The organism is Pseudomonas sp. KB_12, from assembly GCF_052114545.1.
GTDB classification, from domain to species: Bacteria; Pseudomonadota; Gammaproteobacteria; order Pseudomonadales; family Pseudomonadaceae; genus Aquipseudomonas; species Aquipseudomonas brassicacearum.
The window spans coordinates 95,271-111,808 of record NZ_JBFREY010000005.1; the positions used below are offsets into that span (position 1 = coordinate 95,271).

A 16,538-nucleotide genomic window follows, 5' to 3' on the forward strand; every position below is an offset into this window, starting at 1 on the left:
CAACCTTTACCCGACCTACAAACCTAGGGTAAATTTTGGATTAATAGTTATATTGTTGAATTTGCTCATTGGTGTATTCGATGATTTTATTAACAGCCATAAATTGCTTATCTCTTTCTTCTTCGCTCACAAACCTTAAACGACTCCATCTAGCTCTAAGCATTTCAAGCTGTAATTCTAAAATGGGCCTCACAACCTGAACTCTTCCATAGACGGATTTGGCTTCATCCATTTGAAAGCCTACCCGATCTTCCCGCTCCAGAACCATCGCACCTTGATTATTTTGCAGGAACAATTTTCCTATTCCAGCGATTAAATCATGGGAATTATTTATGACATGATCATTATCATAAAAATCCGGGTTTATCCCATGTGCAGACTTAAAAATCGGCTGTCTTATTATATGGCTTGGCAGGTATGGTTTGGTTGTAAAACAGTCTGCAGTTACGTTCCCAGTCCCTGGTAGCAGGTTAAAGTTTGCGATATTGCTACCAGGAGTTTGAAACTCCGTATCCGGATGTGGAAAACCTACGGATTCTGACACCAAGAAATCAGTAGACGCGTTAACAAATACTAAATTATTTACTCTTAGCATTAAAGCAGTAGGACTTGCCATAAAGGTCAGACTATTAACTCCAGACCACTTGAATGTTTTCTCTGGCAGATAAGTATTAGTGACTGACAAATATCGATCCTTAACTCCAATCCTATCTCTAATGTAGTGGTTCGGAGGCAATCCAAATACCTCTTTATTCATGTAAGAAACACCAAGCCAAGCACCAGCCCTTATCTTGTCGAACCAGTCCAGCAGCAACTCCAAATCAGTTCCAGAAACGTCTACATCTTCACACAAACGCTCGACGATAGATTTAACCTTTCCCTCAAGATCACTGAATTGATTGTTACAGCTGTCGCACGCAGGAAACGTATAGTTTTTCCCTGGAAAAACTATTTCCTTGCCTGTGGCCCAATTACTTCCAACTGAAGTGTTTTTTGAGTGAAACCCTGTCATTTTTAGGAGCCACTGAGGAAATATGTGCTCTTTTGTTTTTGATTCGGGGGCCATACCGCAGAAAATACATAACGCAGCCAAAATAACTCCTTAAATTCTTCCGTAGCACAAAAAACAATCAACCCAATCCTGTTTAGCAACGTGCAACCTTGCAGATCTAACCGACTCTGGACATAAGCGATGAAGACCGACTGCAGTGGCGCTGGAAAAAAATCGCAGAGTAAGCTTCACGGGTACCAGCAGCGGCAACAGAGCAGGATCTTGGGTGGTAGCCGTACCTGAGTTCAGGCGAACTGAAAATCCGTTTTTTTCAATAGAATTGGCCGATTTCTGCCTGCCGCCACCAGCAGCTATGGGCAGTTCACTGCCAGTCATAGTTACGAAGCGTGCTGGTCAGATCGAATGCAAACAGGTGGTCAAGTGGAGCGCAGTATTCCAATTGGTATTCCAACTAAAAATTAAAATTGTTATTAATATTATAAATCAATAGCTTACCTAACAGATTCAAATTACCCCGGCCCACCACTTCATCATCTAAAGACGTCCACGGACGTCTTTTTTTGTGCCTGGAATTCAGTAAATACGGGGCTTTCAGGGCTGCTGGGGGCTTTTCAGTTTTTTGAGCTCCAAGTGATTTAGTATTCCCAACGGTATTCCCGGCTACCCGAGGCTAATCTTGGAAATACCAAAAAGTGTCATGGAGTACATCTCATGTGCGCTCAAACCACCCACCTCTCCGACCGCCAGCCCAAGGCGATCAAACCGAAGGGCAAGGATTACGTCCTCACCGATGGCGACGGGCTCCAGCTGCGAGTCTGGGTCAATCGCTCGACGCAGTAGAATTTCAACTACCGGCATCCCGTCACCAAAAATCGAATCAACATGGCACTCGGCTCTTATCCCCAGGTTTCTCTTGCGCAAGCAAGGAAGAAAACGTTGAGGCTAGAGAGCTGCTTGCACAGGGCATCGACCCAAAAGCTCAGCGCAATGAGCTGCAGAAAGCCAAACGAGCAGAAACAGAACACACCTTCGAGAACGTCGCCACCGCCGGGTTCGAGTTGAAGAAGGATTCCGTCACGCCGGCGTATGCCGAAGACATTTGGCGCTCCCTCACACTGCATGTGTTTCCGAGCATGAAATCAACGCCTCTCTCGGAAGTCAGCGCCCGAATGTGGGGTCGCCTCACAATCGTGGTAAGCGGTTTGTTTACTCGTTGGCGTTATAGATGAGTGATCAGGCGGCCGCTCTGCCCGGCAATGAGATGCCCCCTTACCTGTTGAGTTTCAGCGGCCGGCCGGCGACCCACCTTGAACCCAGCAGCGTACAGCGGAGCATTCCCCAAGCGGTATAAATCAGCGCGTTGAAATTAGGCGGCTCCGCCCAATCGCCAATAAAATGGCGAAATCTCCAGCCAAACCGTTTATGCACAATATTTGAGCTATTTCGTTACAATTTATTGACACTATCAGTCCGACGTCATCACAATTGCGCGCCGTCACCGAGGCACAAGAGAGTCTGGCAATGGTGATCGGCGGAGAATGCGATGTTTCGTCTTCTTCGAGCCGCTCGATACTGCTTTGAAAGCTCGCTTCCTGAACATCATGGGGGCTGCTTGGCAGTGCAACATCCTATTTATGCTGACTAAGTCTGACACTGAGCCCGGCTCGGAGAGCTTGTGCTAGTCGTCAGAAACGTGACGCATTTGAAAAACTGTAACGCCAGGGAAGGTGCTGATCGCGCCGCATCCGATTTAAAGGAAAAGGGAGTTTCATTTGAGTCAGGTCACCTTAGACATCCGCCATCTGCGCGATGAGCAGATTTTGTTACGTGACAGCGGGCTCTATTGGGTGGCAGTGGATCAGGCGAGCGACTCTGCCGCGCTGGCGATCCAGTGCCTGGCAGCGATGCCGGCCCATGCGCAAGGGATGTTAGTGTGCTGCGGACATTCAAGTCAGGACCTGGCCCAGAAACTGGCGGCAGATACCGGTCCTGGTCAGCTGAAGCTGTTTGACATCAACAAAGACGACATTGGCCTGACCCTCAAATCGCTGGTCGGTGAGCTGACCCGTGCTGCTCCGGTTGCCGGCACTACCATTGTGTTGATGCTGCCGGGGAGCGCATGGCAGGGCGACGTCGCGCCGCAGCTGCGGCATTGCTGCCTGTCCCTGAGGCAATGGCTGGACGCACGCCAATGCTCCCTGTTGGTGATCAGCCATGGCCAGACACCTCAACTGCATGACTGTTTGTTGCGGCTCAACGATACGATCTCCGGGCTCGCTCAGCTCTATCGCCGTGATGGTGGTATTCGCTATCAATTGCACTACTGGCACAGCGAACTGGGCGTGTGCAGCGGGCAGGAATTCGAGCTCGAGTTGCTGGTGGACGGTTTTGCGCTGTCGGTCAATGAGCAGGCCAATGTGCAAGTGCCCCATACCGACGACCAGCGGATCTATCTGACCCAGCGTTCTGTGCTTGAAGGCTCGCCGCCGTTGTCGGATCAGTGGAGGCTGTTCGAGAGCCGCGAGGACTTGCTCCAGCAAGCCAGTCACGCGCGTGCTGCCAGTATCATCGTGGCCATCGACAGCAACCTGCACGTCGAAGCGTTGGCTCGTCAGATTCACGACCTGCGCGAGCGCTGCGGTATCGCACTGAAGATCATCATCCGCGAGATGGAACCCTGCCTGCGTTATCGGGACGAGCGTTTGCTGGTGTCCTGCGGTGCCAACATCACCGTGCCCTATGGGACGACGCTGGCGCACTTCTTCAGCATCATCGACAGAGCCCAGGGCCAGACCTGGCGCCGGAGCCACACCACCAACTTCCAGTCTCTATTCGAACGTCTGCGGCCGCCCCCCGAGCGCGGTCTGTTAACGCCCCGGGAATTCATCGGCATGGTGGAGCGCGTCTATAACGGCGCCTCTGGAGAAATCAGCCACCAACTGCTCAAGCTGATGCCGCGCGGTGGCCTGGAAATCGAGCAGTACTCGAGTCAAATCGGCTTGCGTCGTTTCGGTGACGTCGCCTGCGTGGTCAACGGTGCCTTTTATCTGTTCCTGTTTGGCTGTCGCGCGGACGGACTGGAACCCGCATTGGGGAATATCTGTCGGCTCGCCTGGCGCGATCTTTTCAGCAGTTTCCAGATTCTCCAAGGCATTGAAGCGTTGCCGCGCGAGGACTTCCTCGCGGCGCCCTTGCTGCCTCCCACGTTCGCTCTGGCAGAAGAACGCACGGCCGGTAGCTCCGCCGAAGCTGCCGGCCGTGTTGCCTATTCGCCTCGACGCACCACACTGCCCATTACGGACCCTTGTTCATGAGTTATTCCCAGCTGATACAGGCGATTGGCCTCAGCAGCCTGCTGACCCTGGCACTGATCGTGGTACTGATCAGGTTCGGTCGCCATTTTCTATCTGTCGTGCAGGGTCTCCTGCCCCCGCGTTACCTGAAATCCCGTGGTGTGCGTCATCGTGCCCCGGCCCAGAGCGAGCCCAATGAGCCAGTTTGAAGTCATTAACCCGGCGTCAGTGCGCGTCTGGCCGGGCCTGGGCCCCTGGAATCTGTATTTCATCCTCAAGTTCGCATTGCTGTGGGCGGGTTACCTGAACTTGCAGGTATTGCCCAACCTGGTATTCGCGGCGGCGTTGCTGCTGCCGTTGCCGCATCGTTATCTGCGTATCCTGCGCACAGCCATCGCGATCCCCGTGGGTGTTGCGCTGTTTTACCAGGACACCTGGCTGCCGCCCTTCAGCCGCCTGCTGAGCCAGCCAGGCGTGCTGGATTTCAGCGGTGCATACATGGTCGAACTGATGGGTCGTTTCATTGACTGGAACCTGTGTGCGCTGCTGGCTGTGTTGGTGGTGGTCTACGTCTTCGTCCGGCACTGGCTGCGCCTGACCACTCTGAGTGTGCTGGGTTTAGCCTGGCTGGCCAGCGCGAATGTGCTAGCCCTGAACCCCAGCAACGAGCCGGTCGCGGAGGCGGCCAGTGACGCTCCCATTGCTGCGGTGAGCACGGCCCCTCCGGACAGCGCGACACTGGAAGCCTACCTGCAGAAGTTCTATAGCACCGAGGCTGGACGGCAGGTGGAGTTCAAGCCTGCGGCCTCTGCAGCGCAGCCTTTCGACCTGTTGCTGATCAATATCTGCTCCATGTCCTGGGATGATCTGGAAACCGTGGGGCTGCGCGATAACACGCTGTTCCAGCAGATGGACGTTATTTTCGACAACTTCAACTCGGCCACTTCCTACAGCGGCCCGGCGGCGATCCGCCTGCTGCGCGCCAGTTGTGGACAGGTTCCGCACAGCCAGCTCTATGGCACCGCCCCGGAGCAGTGCATGTTGATGGACGACCTGAGCAAGCTGGGCTTTTCCAGCGAAGTCATGCTCAACCACAGTGGGCAGTTCGAAGGCTTCCTTGACGAAGTCCGCGCCCAAGGGTCATTGCCGGGGCCCGCGATCAGTACCAGTAAATTACCGCGTGCCTTGGTGGGTTTCGACGGTTCAGCGATCCTGCGCGATGCTCAGGTGCTGGACTCCTGGTGGAAGCACCGCGAAGCAGAAGAGAACGATCGCGTGGCGCTGTTCTACAACACCACCACATTGCATGACGGCAACCGTGCGCTGACCGCTGATGGCGGCACCAGGAGCAGCGATTACAAACCGCTTGCCCAAGGGCTGATCGATGACCTCAATGGCTTCATCAAACAACTGGAACTCAGTGGCCGTCGGGTAGTGGTGGTGATCGTGCCGGAGCATGGTGCGGCGCTGCATGGCGACCGTATGCAGATCGCCGGCATGCGCGAGATCCCGAGCCAGTCCATTACCCTCGTGCCGGTCGGCATCAGGTTGGTGGGCATGGGGCATAAGCCCGGTTCTGCCCCCCTGCACATCACCGATCCGAGCAGTTTCCTGGCCCTGTCGGAAATCATCAGCCGCTTGTATAGCGCCCAGCCCCAGGTGGATGGCCAGGGTCTCGACTGGTCGGCTCTGCTGAGCAATCTGCCGCAGACAGCGGCAGTCTCCGAAAACGCTGGCACGGTGGTCGTTGACTACGCCGGGAAACCTTACATACGAATCAAGGAGAAAGCAGGATGGCTGCCTTACCCACAGCGCTTCAAGTGAAGGCACGGGTGCAGTCGCGTGCGGATCGTGCCGATGACATCGCCCGCCTGAAACTGGCGCTTGAGCTGCCCGAACTGGACTACGTGGACACCTCCGCACAGATCGAATTGCAAAAGGCCCTGCATCGCTGGCCGCTGCTGGCAGAGATGGAACGCCTGCAGCCGGCGGCCCTGCCGATGGTACGTGAGTCCGAACTGGAGATGCTGTCGTGACCGCACTTAGCCTGCGTGGTCTGCGCGGCGGTGTCGGCACCAGCTCGCTGCTGGCGGCCACAGGCTATGCATTGCATAGCCTGGGCGAGCGCGTGCTGCTGGTCGACATGTGCCCGGAAAACCTGCTTCGCCTGCACTTCAGTGTCAGCATCGGCGAGCGCGGTGGCTGGGCGCGCGCCATGATCGAAGGTAAGGGCTGGAACACCCAGGCCTGGACCGTGGAACCGGGATTGAGTGTGTTGCCTTACGGCCGCCTGAAACGGGAAGAGCAGGACCACGTCGAGCAGCGCCTGCTGAACGAGCCGAATCTATGGCGCCGCCGACAGGCCGCCCTTGCCGAGCACTTTGACTGGATCCTGTTCGATGTGCCCTTGCGACTGCCCGGTCATGCTTGTGTCGGACCCTGTGCGTTGCGCCTGCAGATTGTCGAGGCGGACGCTGCCTGTCACGTGCTGTTGCAGCAGGAGGAAGCCCCCCGCGAGCATCTGCTGATCAACCGCTTCGACCCGGTCAGCCAATTGCAGCGCGACCTGCTGCTGATCTGGCGCAAACAATATGGTGCCCGCCTGCTGCCTCTCAACGTGCATCAGGATGAAGCGATGCGCGAAGCCCAGGCGTTCAAGATGCCGGTGGGGGCTTATGCCCAGGCCAGTCTGGTTGCCCAGGATGTGCTGAGCCTGGCCACCTGGTGCCTGACCCAACGCATGGGGACGGCATGATCGCTCGCATTTTCCCTTACGCTCACCTGCGTCGGCGCTATGACGGTACTCCGCCAGTTGCGTTGCTGCTGGCGACAATGAACGCCCTGGCATGGCTGCTGTTGCGCCTGGAGTCACCGAACTGGCGCGCAGTGCTCGATCAGCCAAAGCGCTGGTATCCACAACTGAGCGACAAGGCGCCGAGCCTGGGCGATCCGTTGCGCTATGCGGTACAAAGCCTCTGGCTACTGCTGGTTCGCCCGGCCAGGCCACGGGTGTGGACGCTGTCGACCCCTGCCTGGCTCAAACGCGTCGGAGCGCTGTACCTGCGGCAGTGGACGTGGATTGGCAAGGTGCTGGAAGCGTTGCCCCAGCGCGCCGAGTCCAGCCAGCAAATTCGTCAGAGCAGCCATTGGTGGAAAGGCCTGGACCGTCACAGCCAACGATTGATCAACGCGGCCATCGGTGTCGTCGCCTTCACTTTTACGTTGCTGTGCATCACCGAGCCCTTCGGCTACGTCTCCCAGTTGGTGTTCGTCTTGCTGCTGTGGGGCTTGGCCCTGCTGGTGCGGCGGGTTCCGGGCCGCTTTGCGACGTTGTTGATGGTGGTACTGTCGACCATCGTCTCGTGCCGTTACCTGTGGTGGCGCTACACCTCGACCCTGAACTGGAACCAGCCCCTGGACCTGATGTGCGGGATGATCCTGCTGGTGGCCGAGACTTATTCCTGGTTAGTGCTGATCCTGGGGTACATCCAGACGTGCTGGCCCTTGGGCCGAAAACCGGCGCCGCTGCCGCGCGACACGCGCCTGTGGCCGAGCGTCGACCTGTTGATCCCGACCTACAACGAAGACCTGTCGATCGTGCGAGGTACGGTGTACGCGGCCATGGGCATCGACTGGCCGGCCGACAAGCTGAACATCTACATTCTCGATGACGGCAAACGCGAGAGCTTCCGCCAGTTCGCCGCCGAAGTGGGGGTGGGCTACATCACTCGCAGCGACAATCGTCATGCCAAGGCCGGTAACCTCAACCACGCGCTGAAGCAACTGAACGGCGAACTGGTCGCCATCTTCGACTGTGACCACATACCTGTGCGCTCTTTCCTGCAGATGACCACCGGGGGCTTTTTGCGTGATCCGAAACTCGCGCTGGTGCAGACCCCGCACCATTTCCTGTCACCGGACCCCTTCGAGCGAAACCTCAATGTATTCCGCGAGCACCCCAACGAGGGCGAGTTGTTCTACGGGTTGATTCAGGACGGCAACGACATGTGGAACGCGGCGTTTTTCTGCGGCTCATGCGCGGTGCTGCGGCGCACCGCGCTGGATGCGATTGGCGGCTTTGCCGTCGAGACGGTTACCGAAGACGCCCACACGGCACTACGCCTGCACCGCAACGGCTGGAACTCGGCCTATATCAAATTGCCGCAAGCGGCTGGCCTGGCGACCGAAAGCCTGTCAGCGCATATCGGCCAGCGCATTCGCTGGGCCCGTGGCATGGCGCAGATCTTCCGCACCGACAACCCCTTGTTCGGAAAAGGCCTGACCCTCTTCCAGCGCATCTGTTACGCCAACGCGATGATGCACTTTTTGGCCGGCCTGCCGCGTTTGGTGTTTTTGATGGCGCCGCTGGCGTTCTTGTTCCTGCATGCCTACATCATCTACGCCCCGGCGCTGATGATCCTGCTGTACGTGCTACCACACATGATCCACGCAAGCCTCACCAACTCGCGGCTGCAGGGCGACTATCGTCGGACTTTCTGGGGGGAGGTGTACGAGACCGTCCTGGCTTGGTACATCGCGCGCCCTACCACCGTGGCACTGCTTAACCCCAGCAAAGGCAAGTTCAATGTCACCGCCAAGGGCGGCCTGATGGAGCAGAACCAGTTTGACTGGAAAATCGCCCAGCCGTACCTGCTACTGGCGTTGCTGAACATTACCGGCCTGGGTTTTGCCGTCTGGCGCCTGATCTGCGGCCCCCGCGACGAGATTGTCACCGTTGCGGTGAGTATTCTCTGGGTGATCTACAACCTGCTGATCATCGGAGGCGCCATGGCGGTCGCCGCTGAAGTGCGCCAGGTTCGCCAGACCCACCGGGTATACGTCAAGTTGCCTGCTGCAGTGCGTCTTGAGAATGGTCACTGTTATCCAGGCATGTTGCAGGACTATTCCGACGGTGGCGCAGGCATCCAACTCGACACCCCACAGTCGCTGGCGGTGGGAGGGAGCATCTCGCTGATGATGCAGCGCGGCACCCGTGAATTCGTGTTCCCGGGCTATATCAGCCGCAGCCACAAGCACTTCATAGGTATCAGCTTCACGGGCCTCAATGCACAACAGAAAGTCGACTTTGTGCAGTGCACGTTTGCCCGCGCCGACGCGTGGCTCAACTGGGGCGAGAAATTCACCCCGGATCGCCCGCTGCACAGTTTTGTGGACATTCTCAAACTTGGCGGCACCGGTTACTACCGCCTCTACGAATACCTGCCTGCCTGGATCCGCCGCATCGCCGGCCCGCCGTTGCGAATATTGCGCTGGCTGGCCAGTTTCCTGCCGCGCATGCCGGCAGTTGCCCCGACTCTCAACTCTCGATCAGTGAGCGCACCATGAGCCGCTACTTCAGCAAAACCCTTGTTGCCAGTCTGGCGCTCCTGACCACCGTTTGTGCCCAGGCCGCCACCGCACTAGCGCCGGCCGCGGCCAGCAACGTACCGAGCTGGAACACCGCGTACAGCTTCGAACAGCTGGGCCGTCCCGCCGACAGCCTGTTGCTGGGCATCCACAATAGCGACCAGATCGAGTTCAGCCTGCGTCGCGATCGTATTGCCAGTGACGCGAAACTGCAGCTGGAGTACACGCCGTCGCCTTCGCTGCAGCCACAGATCTCGCATCTACGTGTGTATCTCAACGACGTGCTGATGAGCGTTGTGCCGATCGAAAAGGACCAACTGGGTAAGAGGGTCAACCAATCGGTAGCCCTGGACCCGCGACTGATTTCGGACTTCAACCGCATACGCCTGGAGTTCGTCGGCCACTACACCGATATCTGTGAAGATCCAGCCAACAGCACGCTATGGCTGAACGTTGGGCGTAGCAGCCAGATCCAATTGCAGGAGCAGGCACTCACACTCAAGAACGACCTGGCCTATTTTCCGATGCCTTTCTTCGACGCTCGGGGCCAGGACAAGCCGGTCCTGAATATGGTCCTGGCCGATGCGCCGACCCTGGGCGAACAGCGTGCAGCCGGGATCCTGGTGTCCTATTTCGGCAGCCTGGCCGCTTGGCGTGGTGCGCAGTTCCCCGTTCTGTTCGACCAGCTGCCGCCCGCTGATGAACACCATCGCGCCAAGTCGGCCATTGTCTTTGCCACCAACGATCATCGTCCGTCCTTCCTGGCTGACACAGACAAGTTCCCGGCCGTGGATGCACCCGTAGTACAGATGATCGACAACCCGCAGGATCCCTACAGCAAAGTGTTGCTGGTATTGGGTCGCAATGAAGATGACCTGGCTGTAGCTGCCCGCGCCCTGGCCTTGGGCGCAGGCGCGTTCCGAGGCTCGAGCGTGACGGTCAACAAGGTCGAGCAGCTCAAGCCTCGGGTGCCTTATGACGCGCCGAACTGGATGCGCACGGACCGCGCGGTACGTTTCGCCGAGTTGATCAAGTACCCCGAGCAGCTTCAGGCCAACGGGCTGCAGCCACGTCCCATCACGGTGGACGTGAATCTGCCGCCTGACCTGTTCGTCTGGCGTAACCAAGGGATTGGGCTGCAAACCAAGTTCCGTTACACGCCACCGTCGGTCAACGACGAATCGCGCTTGAGCATCAGCCTGAACAACCAGTTCATCACCAGCCTGGCACTGCAAAGCAAGACCGACAGCCGTCTGGAGGAGCTGCGCCTGGCGGTGTTGTCCAACGAGTCGGCGAACCACAGCGACAAGTTGCTGGTGCCAGCGCTGAAGATTGGCGACCGTAACACCCTGCGTTTCGACTTCAACTTCGCCAGCACCTTTGGCAGTGCCCAGCGCGACCGTTGCCAGACTTCACTGCCGGTGAACAACCAGGCAGTGATTGATGAAGAGTCGACCATCGACCTGTCCGGTTACTATCACTACATCGCCATGCCCGACCTGCGCGCCCTGGCCCGAAGCGGTTTTCCATACAGCCGTATGGCTGACCTGTCGCAAACCCTGGTGATGGTGCCGCCCCACAGCAGTGCTGTGCAACTGAGTACGGTGTTCGAGACCATCGCCGGAATCTCTGCGCGCTCAGGCCTGCCAGCGTTTGGCCTGCGGCTGTCGGACAACTGGGACGACGCCAAGGCGGATGTCGATCTGCTGGTGTTCGGCGCCATGGCGCCGGGCGTGGGCGATGGTGCCGATGCCAACCTGGTGCTGGACAAGACGCGTGCCTGGCTACTCAAACCGTCCCACGAACAGAGCGGCAAGTCGACCCGCGCCGGTCAGTTCAGCGATGAACGCGACCTGGGTGCCAACCGCATCGAAGTCAGCGCCCAGGCGCCGATAGCCGCCATCGTTGGCTTGCAGTCGCCGTATCACCCACAGCGCAGCATCGTGGCCTTGCTGGCGAGCGATGACGCCGATTACCAACTGCTGCGCGACACCCTGGGCGACGTGGGAAAAATGGACGCCGTTGCCGGTTCTGTGGCGTTGATCCGCAGCAGTGGCGTAGATAGCAGTTGGGTGGGCCAGCAGTACTTCGTCGGCCACCTTCCGTGGTGGCTGCTGCTCTGGTACCAATTGTCCGAGCACCCGATCCTGCTGGCGGTCATGGCCACCATCAGTGTGCTGCTGACGGCATTCCTGCTGTGGCGCGCACTCCGTTGGGCTGCCCGTCGTCGCCTGGCTGGTCAGGAGTAGTCGGGTGAAAGCTTTCTTCACGCTGGCCTTGGCCGCGTTGATCGTAGCGCCTGGCTTTGCCGGTGCCACTGGATGCGCCTGGCCGGCCTGGCAGAATTTTCGCCAGGCGATGCTCAGCTCGGACGGACGAGTCATTGACCACTCCTCGGAGCAGTTGATCTCCACGTCTGAAGGACAGAGCTACGGGCTGTTTTTCGCCCTGCTGGGCAATGACCGCGATAGCTTCGCCAAAGTGCTGCGCTGGACTCAGGACAACCTGGCCGGCGGAGACCTTGGCCGGCAGCTTCCGGCATGGCAGTGGGGCCGCGACAACGCTGGCCGCTGGCAGGTACTGGATAGCAACAACGCCACCGATGCCGACTTGTGGATCGCCTATAGCCTGCTGGAAGCCGGGCGTCTGTGGCATCAACCGGATTACCTGGCCTTGGGCCGCAGCCTGCTCTGGCGCAGTGCGGCACAAAGCCTGCGCAAGCTACCAGGCCTGGGCCTGATGCTGTTGCCCGGCGACTCCGGATTCGAAAACGCCGAGGGTTGGCGTCTGAATGCCAGCTATCTGCCGCCACAATTGCTGGCACGCTTCGCCCTGGAAGCACCGATCTGGGCGGAGTTGGCCAGCAACACCGAGCGTCTGCTGATCGAAAGTTCACCCAAGGGCCTGGCACCCGACTGGCAACTGTGGAAACCCGGGCAGGGTTGGGCCGTGGACAGTCAGAAAGGCAGCGTTGGTAGCTATGACGCCATTCGTGTCTACCTCTGGCTGGGCATGCTGGACAAGGATACCCCCGGGCGCACCCGGTTGATCGAACACTTCAAACCCATGCTGGACCTGACTGCGCGGCGGGGCCACGTTCCGGAAAAAGTCGACACTCTCAGCGGTCTTGATAATGGCGCCGGCCCGGTTGGTTTCAGTGCCGCATTGCTGCCCTTGCTGGCTGCCAGCCCGGACAGCGTGGCGGCTCTCAAGACCCAACGCCAACGCCTACAACAACAGCCGCCCTTGGCAGATGCCTATTACAACCAATCGCTGATGCTGTTCGGGCAGGGCTGGGACCAACAACGTTATCGCTTCGATAAGAACGGACGCCTCGTGCCAAACTGGATTGCCGCATGCAAAAAATGATCGGTTTCGGGCTGCTGCTGAGCAGCGTTTATGGGGTCGCCCTGGGCGAGCCTCTCAGCCCGCCCGACCAGCAGCAATGGCTGCTGGAGCAGGTCCGCATTGGTGAGGCTCTGTACCGCGAAGACCTGGTGCATGACTCGCTGGCTCGTCTGGAGCTGATCGCCCCGGACAATGCCCAGGTGAAAGTTGTCGAAGTCCGCCAGGCACTGCTGCAAAAAAATCAACCGGAAGCCGAACGTCTGGTCGCCCAACTGCGCCAACAAGCGCCAGGCACGGCGGCCCTGCGTCAGGCCGAGAGCTTGCTGAAAATGCACGGTGCCGACGGTCAAAGGGCGCTGCAGGAGGCGCGCCTGCTGGCCGTCGCCGGCCGCTTCGAAGACGCAATCAAGGCCTATCGACAGTTGTTCGGCGATGACATGCCGGACTTTGCCACGGCTCTGGAATATCTGAACGTGCGTAGCGGCATCAAGGCCGAGCGCCCTGTCGTGATCGAGCAGTTGCGCGAACTGGACCGGCAGTACCCCGGCAATGCCTCGCTGCGCCAGACCTTGGCCGGCCTGCTGTTTGCCGAAAAGCGTGATCCTGAGGCACTGGACGTCCTGCATCAATTGGCCGGCGATCCGAACGCCAGCAACAACGCTGCCGAGCGCGAATACAACTATTGGCTCGAACAACCGGTAGGGCCCGAAACCGCGCAGGGCTGGCGAGTGTTTCTGAAGCTCTATCCCAATACCAGCTTTCGCCCTGACGCGACTAAACAGTTGCAAGAGCAGGAGCAATACCTGACTGATCCGGCCTGGCAGGCCGGAGTCAAAGGCAAGGCATTGCTTGAGGCCGGCAACAACGTCGGCGCTGAAGCCAGTTTGCTTCGGGCGATCAAGCGTTACCCGCAAGACTCCAGCCTGCTGGGCTCGCTGGGTGTTTCGCTGATGCGCCAGAACAGGCACGAAGCGGCATACCGCGCTTTCGTCAAAGCCTCGTCCATCGAGCAGGACACCTTCTGGATGACCAAATGGCAGGATCTCAAGGCTGCCAACTATCAGTGGATGCTGGTGCAAAAGGGTGATAAAGCCCTTGAGCGAAAGGATTATCCCGTTGCAAAAAAATGGTACCGGCAGGCGATCCAAGCCAAGCCAAACGACCCTGCGCCGCTGATCGGCTTGTCCTACGTTGCCCAGGGCGAATCCGATGACATCACCGCAGAAGCCTTGCTGGTGCGTGCGCGCAAGCTCGATCCGAGCAATGCAAGCACGGTGCGTGCGATGGTCCGTCTGTACCAGTCGCAATCACCGGAAAAGGCCGAGCACTACCTCGACAGCCTGACGCCCAAGGAACAGCAAGAGTTCCAAAGCGTGCGTCGAGAACTGACGCTGGATCGTCTCAATGCGCAGGCCGATGGCGCTACCCGGCGCAGCGATTGGGCGCATGTGACGGTAGCCTTGAGCAAGGCTCGCGTGCTGGACCCGGACAATCCCTGGTTGGTGTACCGCTTGGCCAATGCCCAACGCGAACTTGGTCTCAATGCCGAGGCCGATCAAAGCTTCCACGGGCTGTTACAACGTCGGGGCCAGAACGCCGACGCGCGCTATGCCCACGGCCTGTTTCTGGCCAATGCCGAGCGTGACGGCGATGCCATGGGCACGCTGCAACAGATCCCCCGTGCCGCCTGGAGCGACAACATGAACGAGCTGTGGGCTCGTCTGCAGCGTCGCCAGTTGCTCGCGAAGGCCCGAGCTCTACGCGACGGCGGCCATGAGGCCCAGGCCGAAGCGCTGCTGATGCGCGCGCCGACCATTGACGACTACCTGACCCTGGCCGACTGGGCTCAGCAGCGTGGCGACCTGGTACAGGCCGAAAGCCGCTATCGCAAGGTGCTGACCAGCGTGCCGAAAAATGCCGAGGCCCAACTCGGCCTGAGCGAAGTGCTGATCGCCAGCGGTCAACCGAACGCCGCCAAGGTCAGTCTTATGGCCGTGTCGGCGCCGGTACCGGCTGATGTGTCGTTTCAGCGCCGGCTGGCCAATGCCTGGGCGTCGCTGGGCGACAAGACGCGTGCGAACGCGCTGTTCGCGCAGTTGCTCAATACCCCGCAAACTGATCCGTTGGTCTATCGGGATGCGGCGCGTCTGCTGTCCCGAGAAGAGCCGCAGCGGGCCCTGGATGACTATGCGCGCAGCATGGGCGCGGCAAGGATGATCGAACCGCCACAGGCCGAACCGCGCGACAACCGTGCCATGACCTTGGCCAGCCGTGCCAGCGACAGCGATGACTGGTTGAAGCGCAGCATCCGCAGCGACGTCGACGAGCTGTACCAAAAGCAGAATCCGACGGTGAACCTTTACCACGACCTCGCCTGGCGCACCGACAACAGTTCCTCGGGAGTCTCGGACCTGACCACCCAAACCACCATCCTGCGCATCGACGCGCCGGTGGCGCAAGGTCAGGGCTTTGTCCAGGCTGAAGACATAAATCTGGATGTCAGCAATTTTTCCAGCAGCGACCGGTTCGGCTTGTGCGCGGTGGTGGCGAATGGCTGTACCAGCGCTTCGCAGAGCGTGCGCGGCACCCAGTTGGGCATGGGCTGGCACGATGATCGATGGGCCTTCGACCTTGGCCACACGCCACAAGAATTCACTGTGTCGAACTGGGTGGGCGGTGTCACCTACAGCGGCGACTGGAGCAGCCTGGACTACCGCCTCACGGCATCGCGGCGCCCCCTGACCAACTCACTGGTGTCGTATGCCGGTGCGGTCGATCCGGTCACCGGAACCCAGTGGGGCGGCGTTACCGCCAACGGCTTCACCTTGGGCCTGAGCCATGACCGAGGCGCCAAGGACGGCGTGTGGGCAAGCCTGAGCAGTCATTGGTTAGTGGGGCAGAACGTTGAGAACAACCAACGGCGCACAGCCATGGGCGGTTACTACTATCGCCTGGTGGAACGTGCCGACGAACGTCTGCGCACTGGCCTGACCCTGATGTACATGGGCTTCGACAAGGACTTGAGCGAAGACACTCTCGGCCAGGGCGGCTACTACAGCCCACAGCAGTACTACTCGGTCAGCGTGCCGGTGAACTACGCCTGGCGTAACGCTGACTGGTCGGCCCTGCTCGAAAGCTCAGTGGGTTGGTCGTTCGCGAAAATCGACGGCTCTGATCTCTACCCCAAAGACAATCGCGAAGCTGATCTGCAGAGCCTGCTGGCGCAATCGAACAAGACGCTGGTGGACAACCCGTCCCTGACCAAGGGTGGCAGTAGCAGCAACGGCTACAATTTACGTGTCCAGGGCCTCGTGGAGCGTCGCCTTTCCGATAACCTGGTCCTGGGCGCCGGCATCACCTGGCAGCACAGCGAAGGCTACGCCCCGAGCCGGGCCTTGCTTTACTTGCGCTACACATTTGACCCGTGGCAAGGCAACCTGCCGCTACCGGTGGAGCCGATCTCGCCTTATGCGGATATGCGCTAGAGCGCCACAGCAGCGGCGCCGAGCTGTACACGC

10 protein-coding genes and 1 pseudogene are annotated in these 16,538 nt (G+C 59.1%); 10 read left to right on the forward strand and 1 reads right to left on the reverse strand.

What is annotated here, in order from left to right:
- Nucleotides 1-40: 40 nt before the first annotated feature.
- Entirely contained in the window at nt 41-1,093 is a 1,053-nt protein-coding gene (locus tag AB4Z20_RS04490; protein WP_442089391.1) for a hypothetical protein, read from the reverse strand.
- Nucleotides 1,094-1,723: 630 nt separating this feature from the next.
- Here AB4Z20_RS04490 and AB4Z20_RS04495 point away from each other — a divergent pair.
- The 10 genes and pseudogenes from AB4Z20_RS04495 to bcsC all read left to right on the forward strand — a co-directional run.
- Nucleotides 1,724-2,184: pseudogene (locus tag AB4Z20_RS04495) on the forward strand (integrase arm-type DNA-binding domain-containing protein); the annotation flags it as partial.
- A gap of 600 nt (nt 2,185-2,784) precedes the next feature.
- Complete coding sequence (locus AB4Z20_RS04500) at nt 2,785-4,326, forward strand: BcsE family c-di-GMP-binding protein (RefSeq protein WP_442089392.1); 1,542 nt, start codon at nt 2,785-2,787, stop codon at nt 4,324-4,326.
- Complete coding sequence (gene bcsF / locus AB4Z20_RS04505) at nt 4,323-4,514, forward strand: cellulose biosynthesis protein BcsF (RefSeq protein ID WP_320389895.1); 192 nt, start codon at nt 4,323-4,325, stop codon at nt 4,512-4,514. Before AB4Z20_RS04500 ends, bcsF begins: the two co-directional genes overlap by 4 nt.
- Nucleotides 4,501-6,129: a cellulose biosynthesis protein BcsG gene (bcsG, locus tag AB4Z20_RS04510; protein WP_442089393.1), complete on the forward strand. Its 1,629-nt coding sequence runs from the start codon at nt 4,501-4,503 to the stop codon at nt 6,127-6,129. Before bcsF ends, bcsG begins: the two co-directional genes overlap by 14 nt.
- Complete coding sequence (bcsR, locus tag AB4Z20_RS04515; RefSeq protein ID WP_442089394.1) at nt 6,099-6,341, forward strand: cellulose biosynthesis protein BcsR; 243 nt, start codon at nt 6,099-6,101, stop codon at nt 6,339-6,341. Before bcsG ends, bcsR begins: the two co-directional genes overlap by 31 nt.
- A complete protein-coding gene (gene bcsQ, locus AB4Z20_RS04520; RefSeq protein ID WP_214512186.1) occupies nt 6,338-7,060 on the forward strand; it encodes a cellulose biosynthesis protein BcsQ in 723 nt (240 codons plus the stop codon). The genes bcsR and bcsQ overlap by 4 nt, the downstream gene beginning before the upstream one ends.
- Nucleotides 7,057-9,651 (forward strand): UDP-forming cellulose synthase catalytic subunit, encoded by a 2,595-nt coding sequence (gene bcsA, locus AB4Z20_RS04525; RefSeq protein WP_253471534.1) that lies wholly within the window; start codon nt 7,057-7,059, stop codon nt 9,649-9,651. The genes bcsQ and bcsA overlap by 4 nt, the downstream gene beginning before the upstream one ends.
- Nucleotides 9,648-11,921 carry a cellulose biosynthesis cyclic di-GMP-binding regulatory protein BcsB gene (bcsB, locus tag AB4Z20_RS04530; protein WP_442089395.1) on the forward strand — a complete coding sequence of 758 codons (2,274 nt, stop codon included), beginning with the start codon at nt 9,648-9,650 and terminating at the stop codon, nt 11,919-11,921. Before bcsA ends, bcsB begins: the two co-directional genes overlap by 4 nt.
- 4 nt (nt 11,922-11,925) lie before the next feature.
- Nucleotides 11,926-13,041, forward strand: coding sequence for a cellulose synthase complex periplasmic endoglucanase BcsZ (bcsZ, locus tag AB4Z20_RS04535; protein WP_442089396.1), 1,116 nt, complete (start codon nt 11,926-11,928; stop codon nt 13,039-13,041).
- Nucleotides 13,029-16,505, forward strand: coding sequence for a cellulose synthase complex outer membrane protein BcsC (bcsC, locus tag AB4Z20_RS04540; protein WP_442089397.1), 3,477 nt, complete (start codon nt 13,029-13,031; stop codon nt 16,503-16,505). Before bcsZ ends, bcsC begins: the two co-directional genes overlap by 13 nt.
- Nucleotides 16,506-16,538: the final 33 nt, after the last annotated feature.

Excerpts from the sequence above, each read along its gene's own strand:
- bcsF (WP_320389895.1), top strand. The coding sequence starts at position 4,323 with ATGAGTTATTCCCAGCTGATACAGGCGATTGGCCTCAGCAGCCTGCTG.
- bcsG (WP_442089393.1), top strand. The coding sequence starts at position 4,501 with ATGAGCCAGTTTGAAGTCATTAACCCGGCGTCAGTGCGCGTCTGGCCG.
- bcsR (WP_442089394.1), top strand. The coding sequence starts at position 6,099 with ATGGCTGCCTTACCCACAGCGCTTCAAGTGAAGGCACGGGTGCAGTCG.
- bcsC (WP_442089397.1), top strand. The coding sequence starts at position 13,029 with ATGCAAAAAATGATCGGTTTCGGGCTGCTGCTGAGCAGCGTTTATGGG.
- bcsA (WP_253471534.1), top strand. The coding sequence starts at position 7,057 with ATGATCGCTCGCATTTTCCCTTACGCTCACCTGCGTCGGCGCTATGAC.
- bcsB (WP_442089395.1), top strand. The coding sequence starts at position 9,648 with ATGAGCCGCTACTTCAGCAAAACCCTTGTTGCCAGTCTGGCGCTCCTG.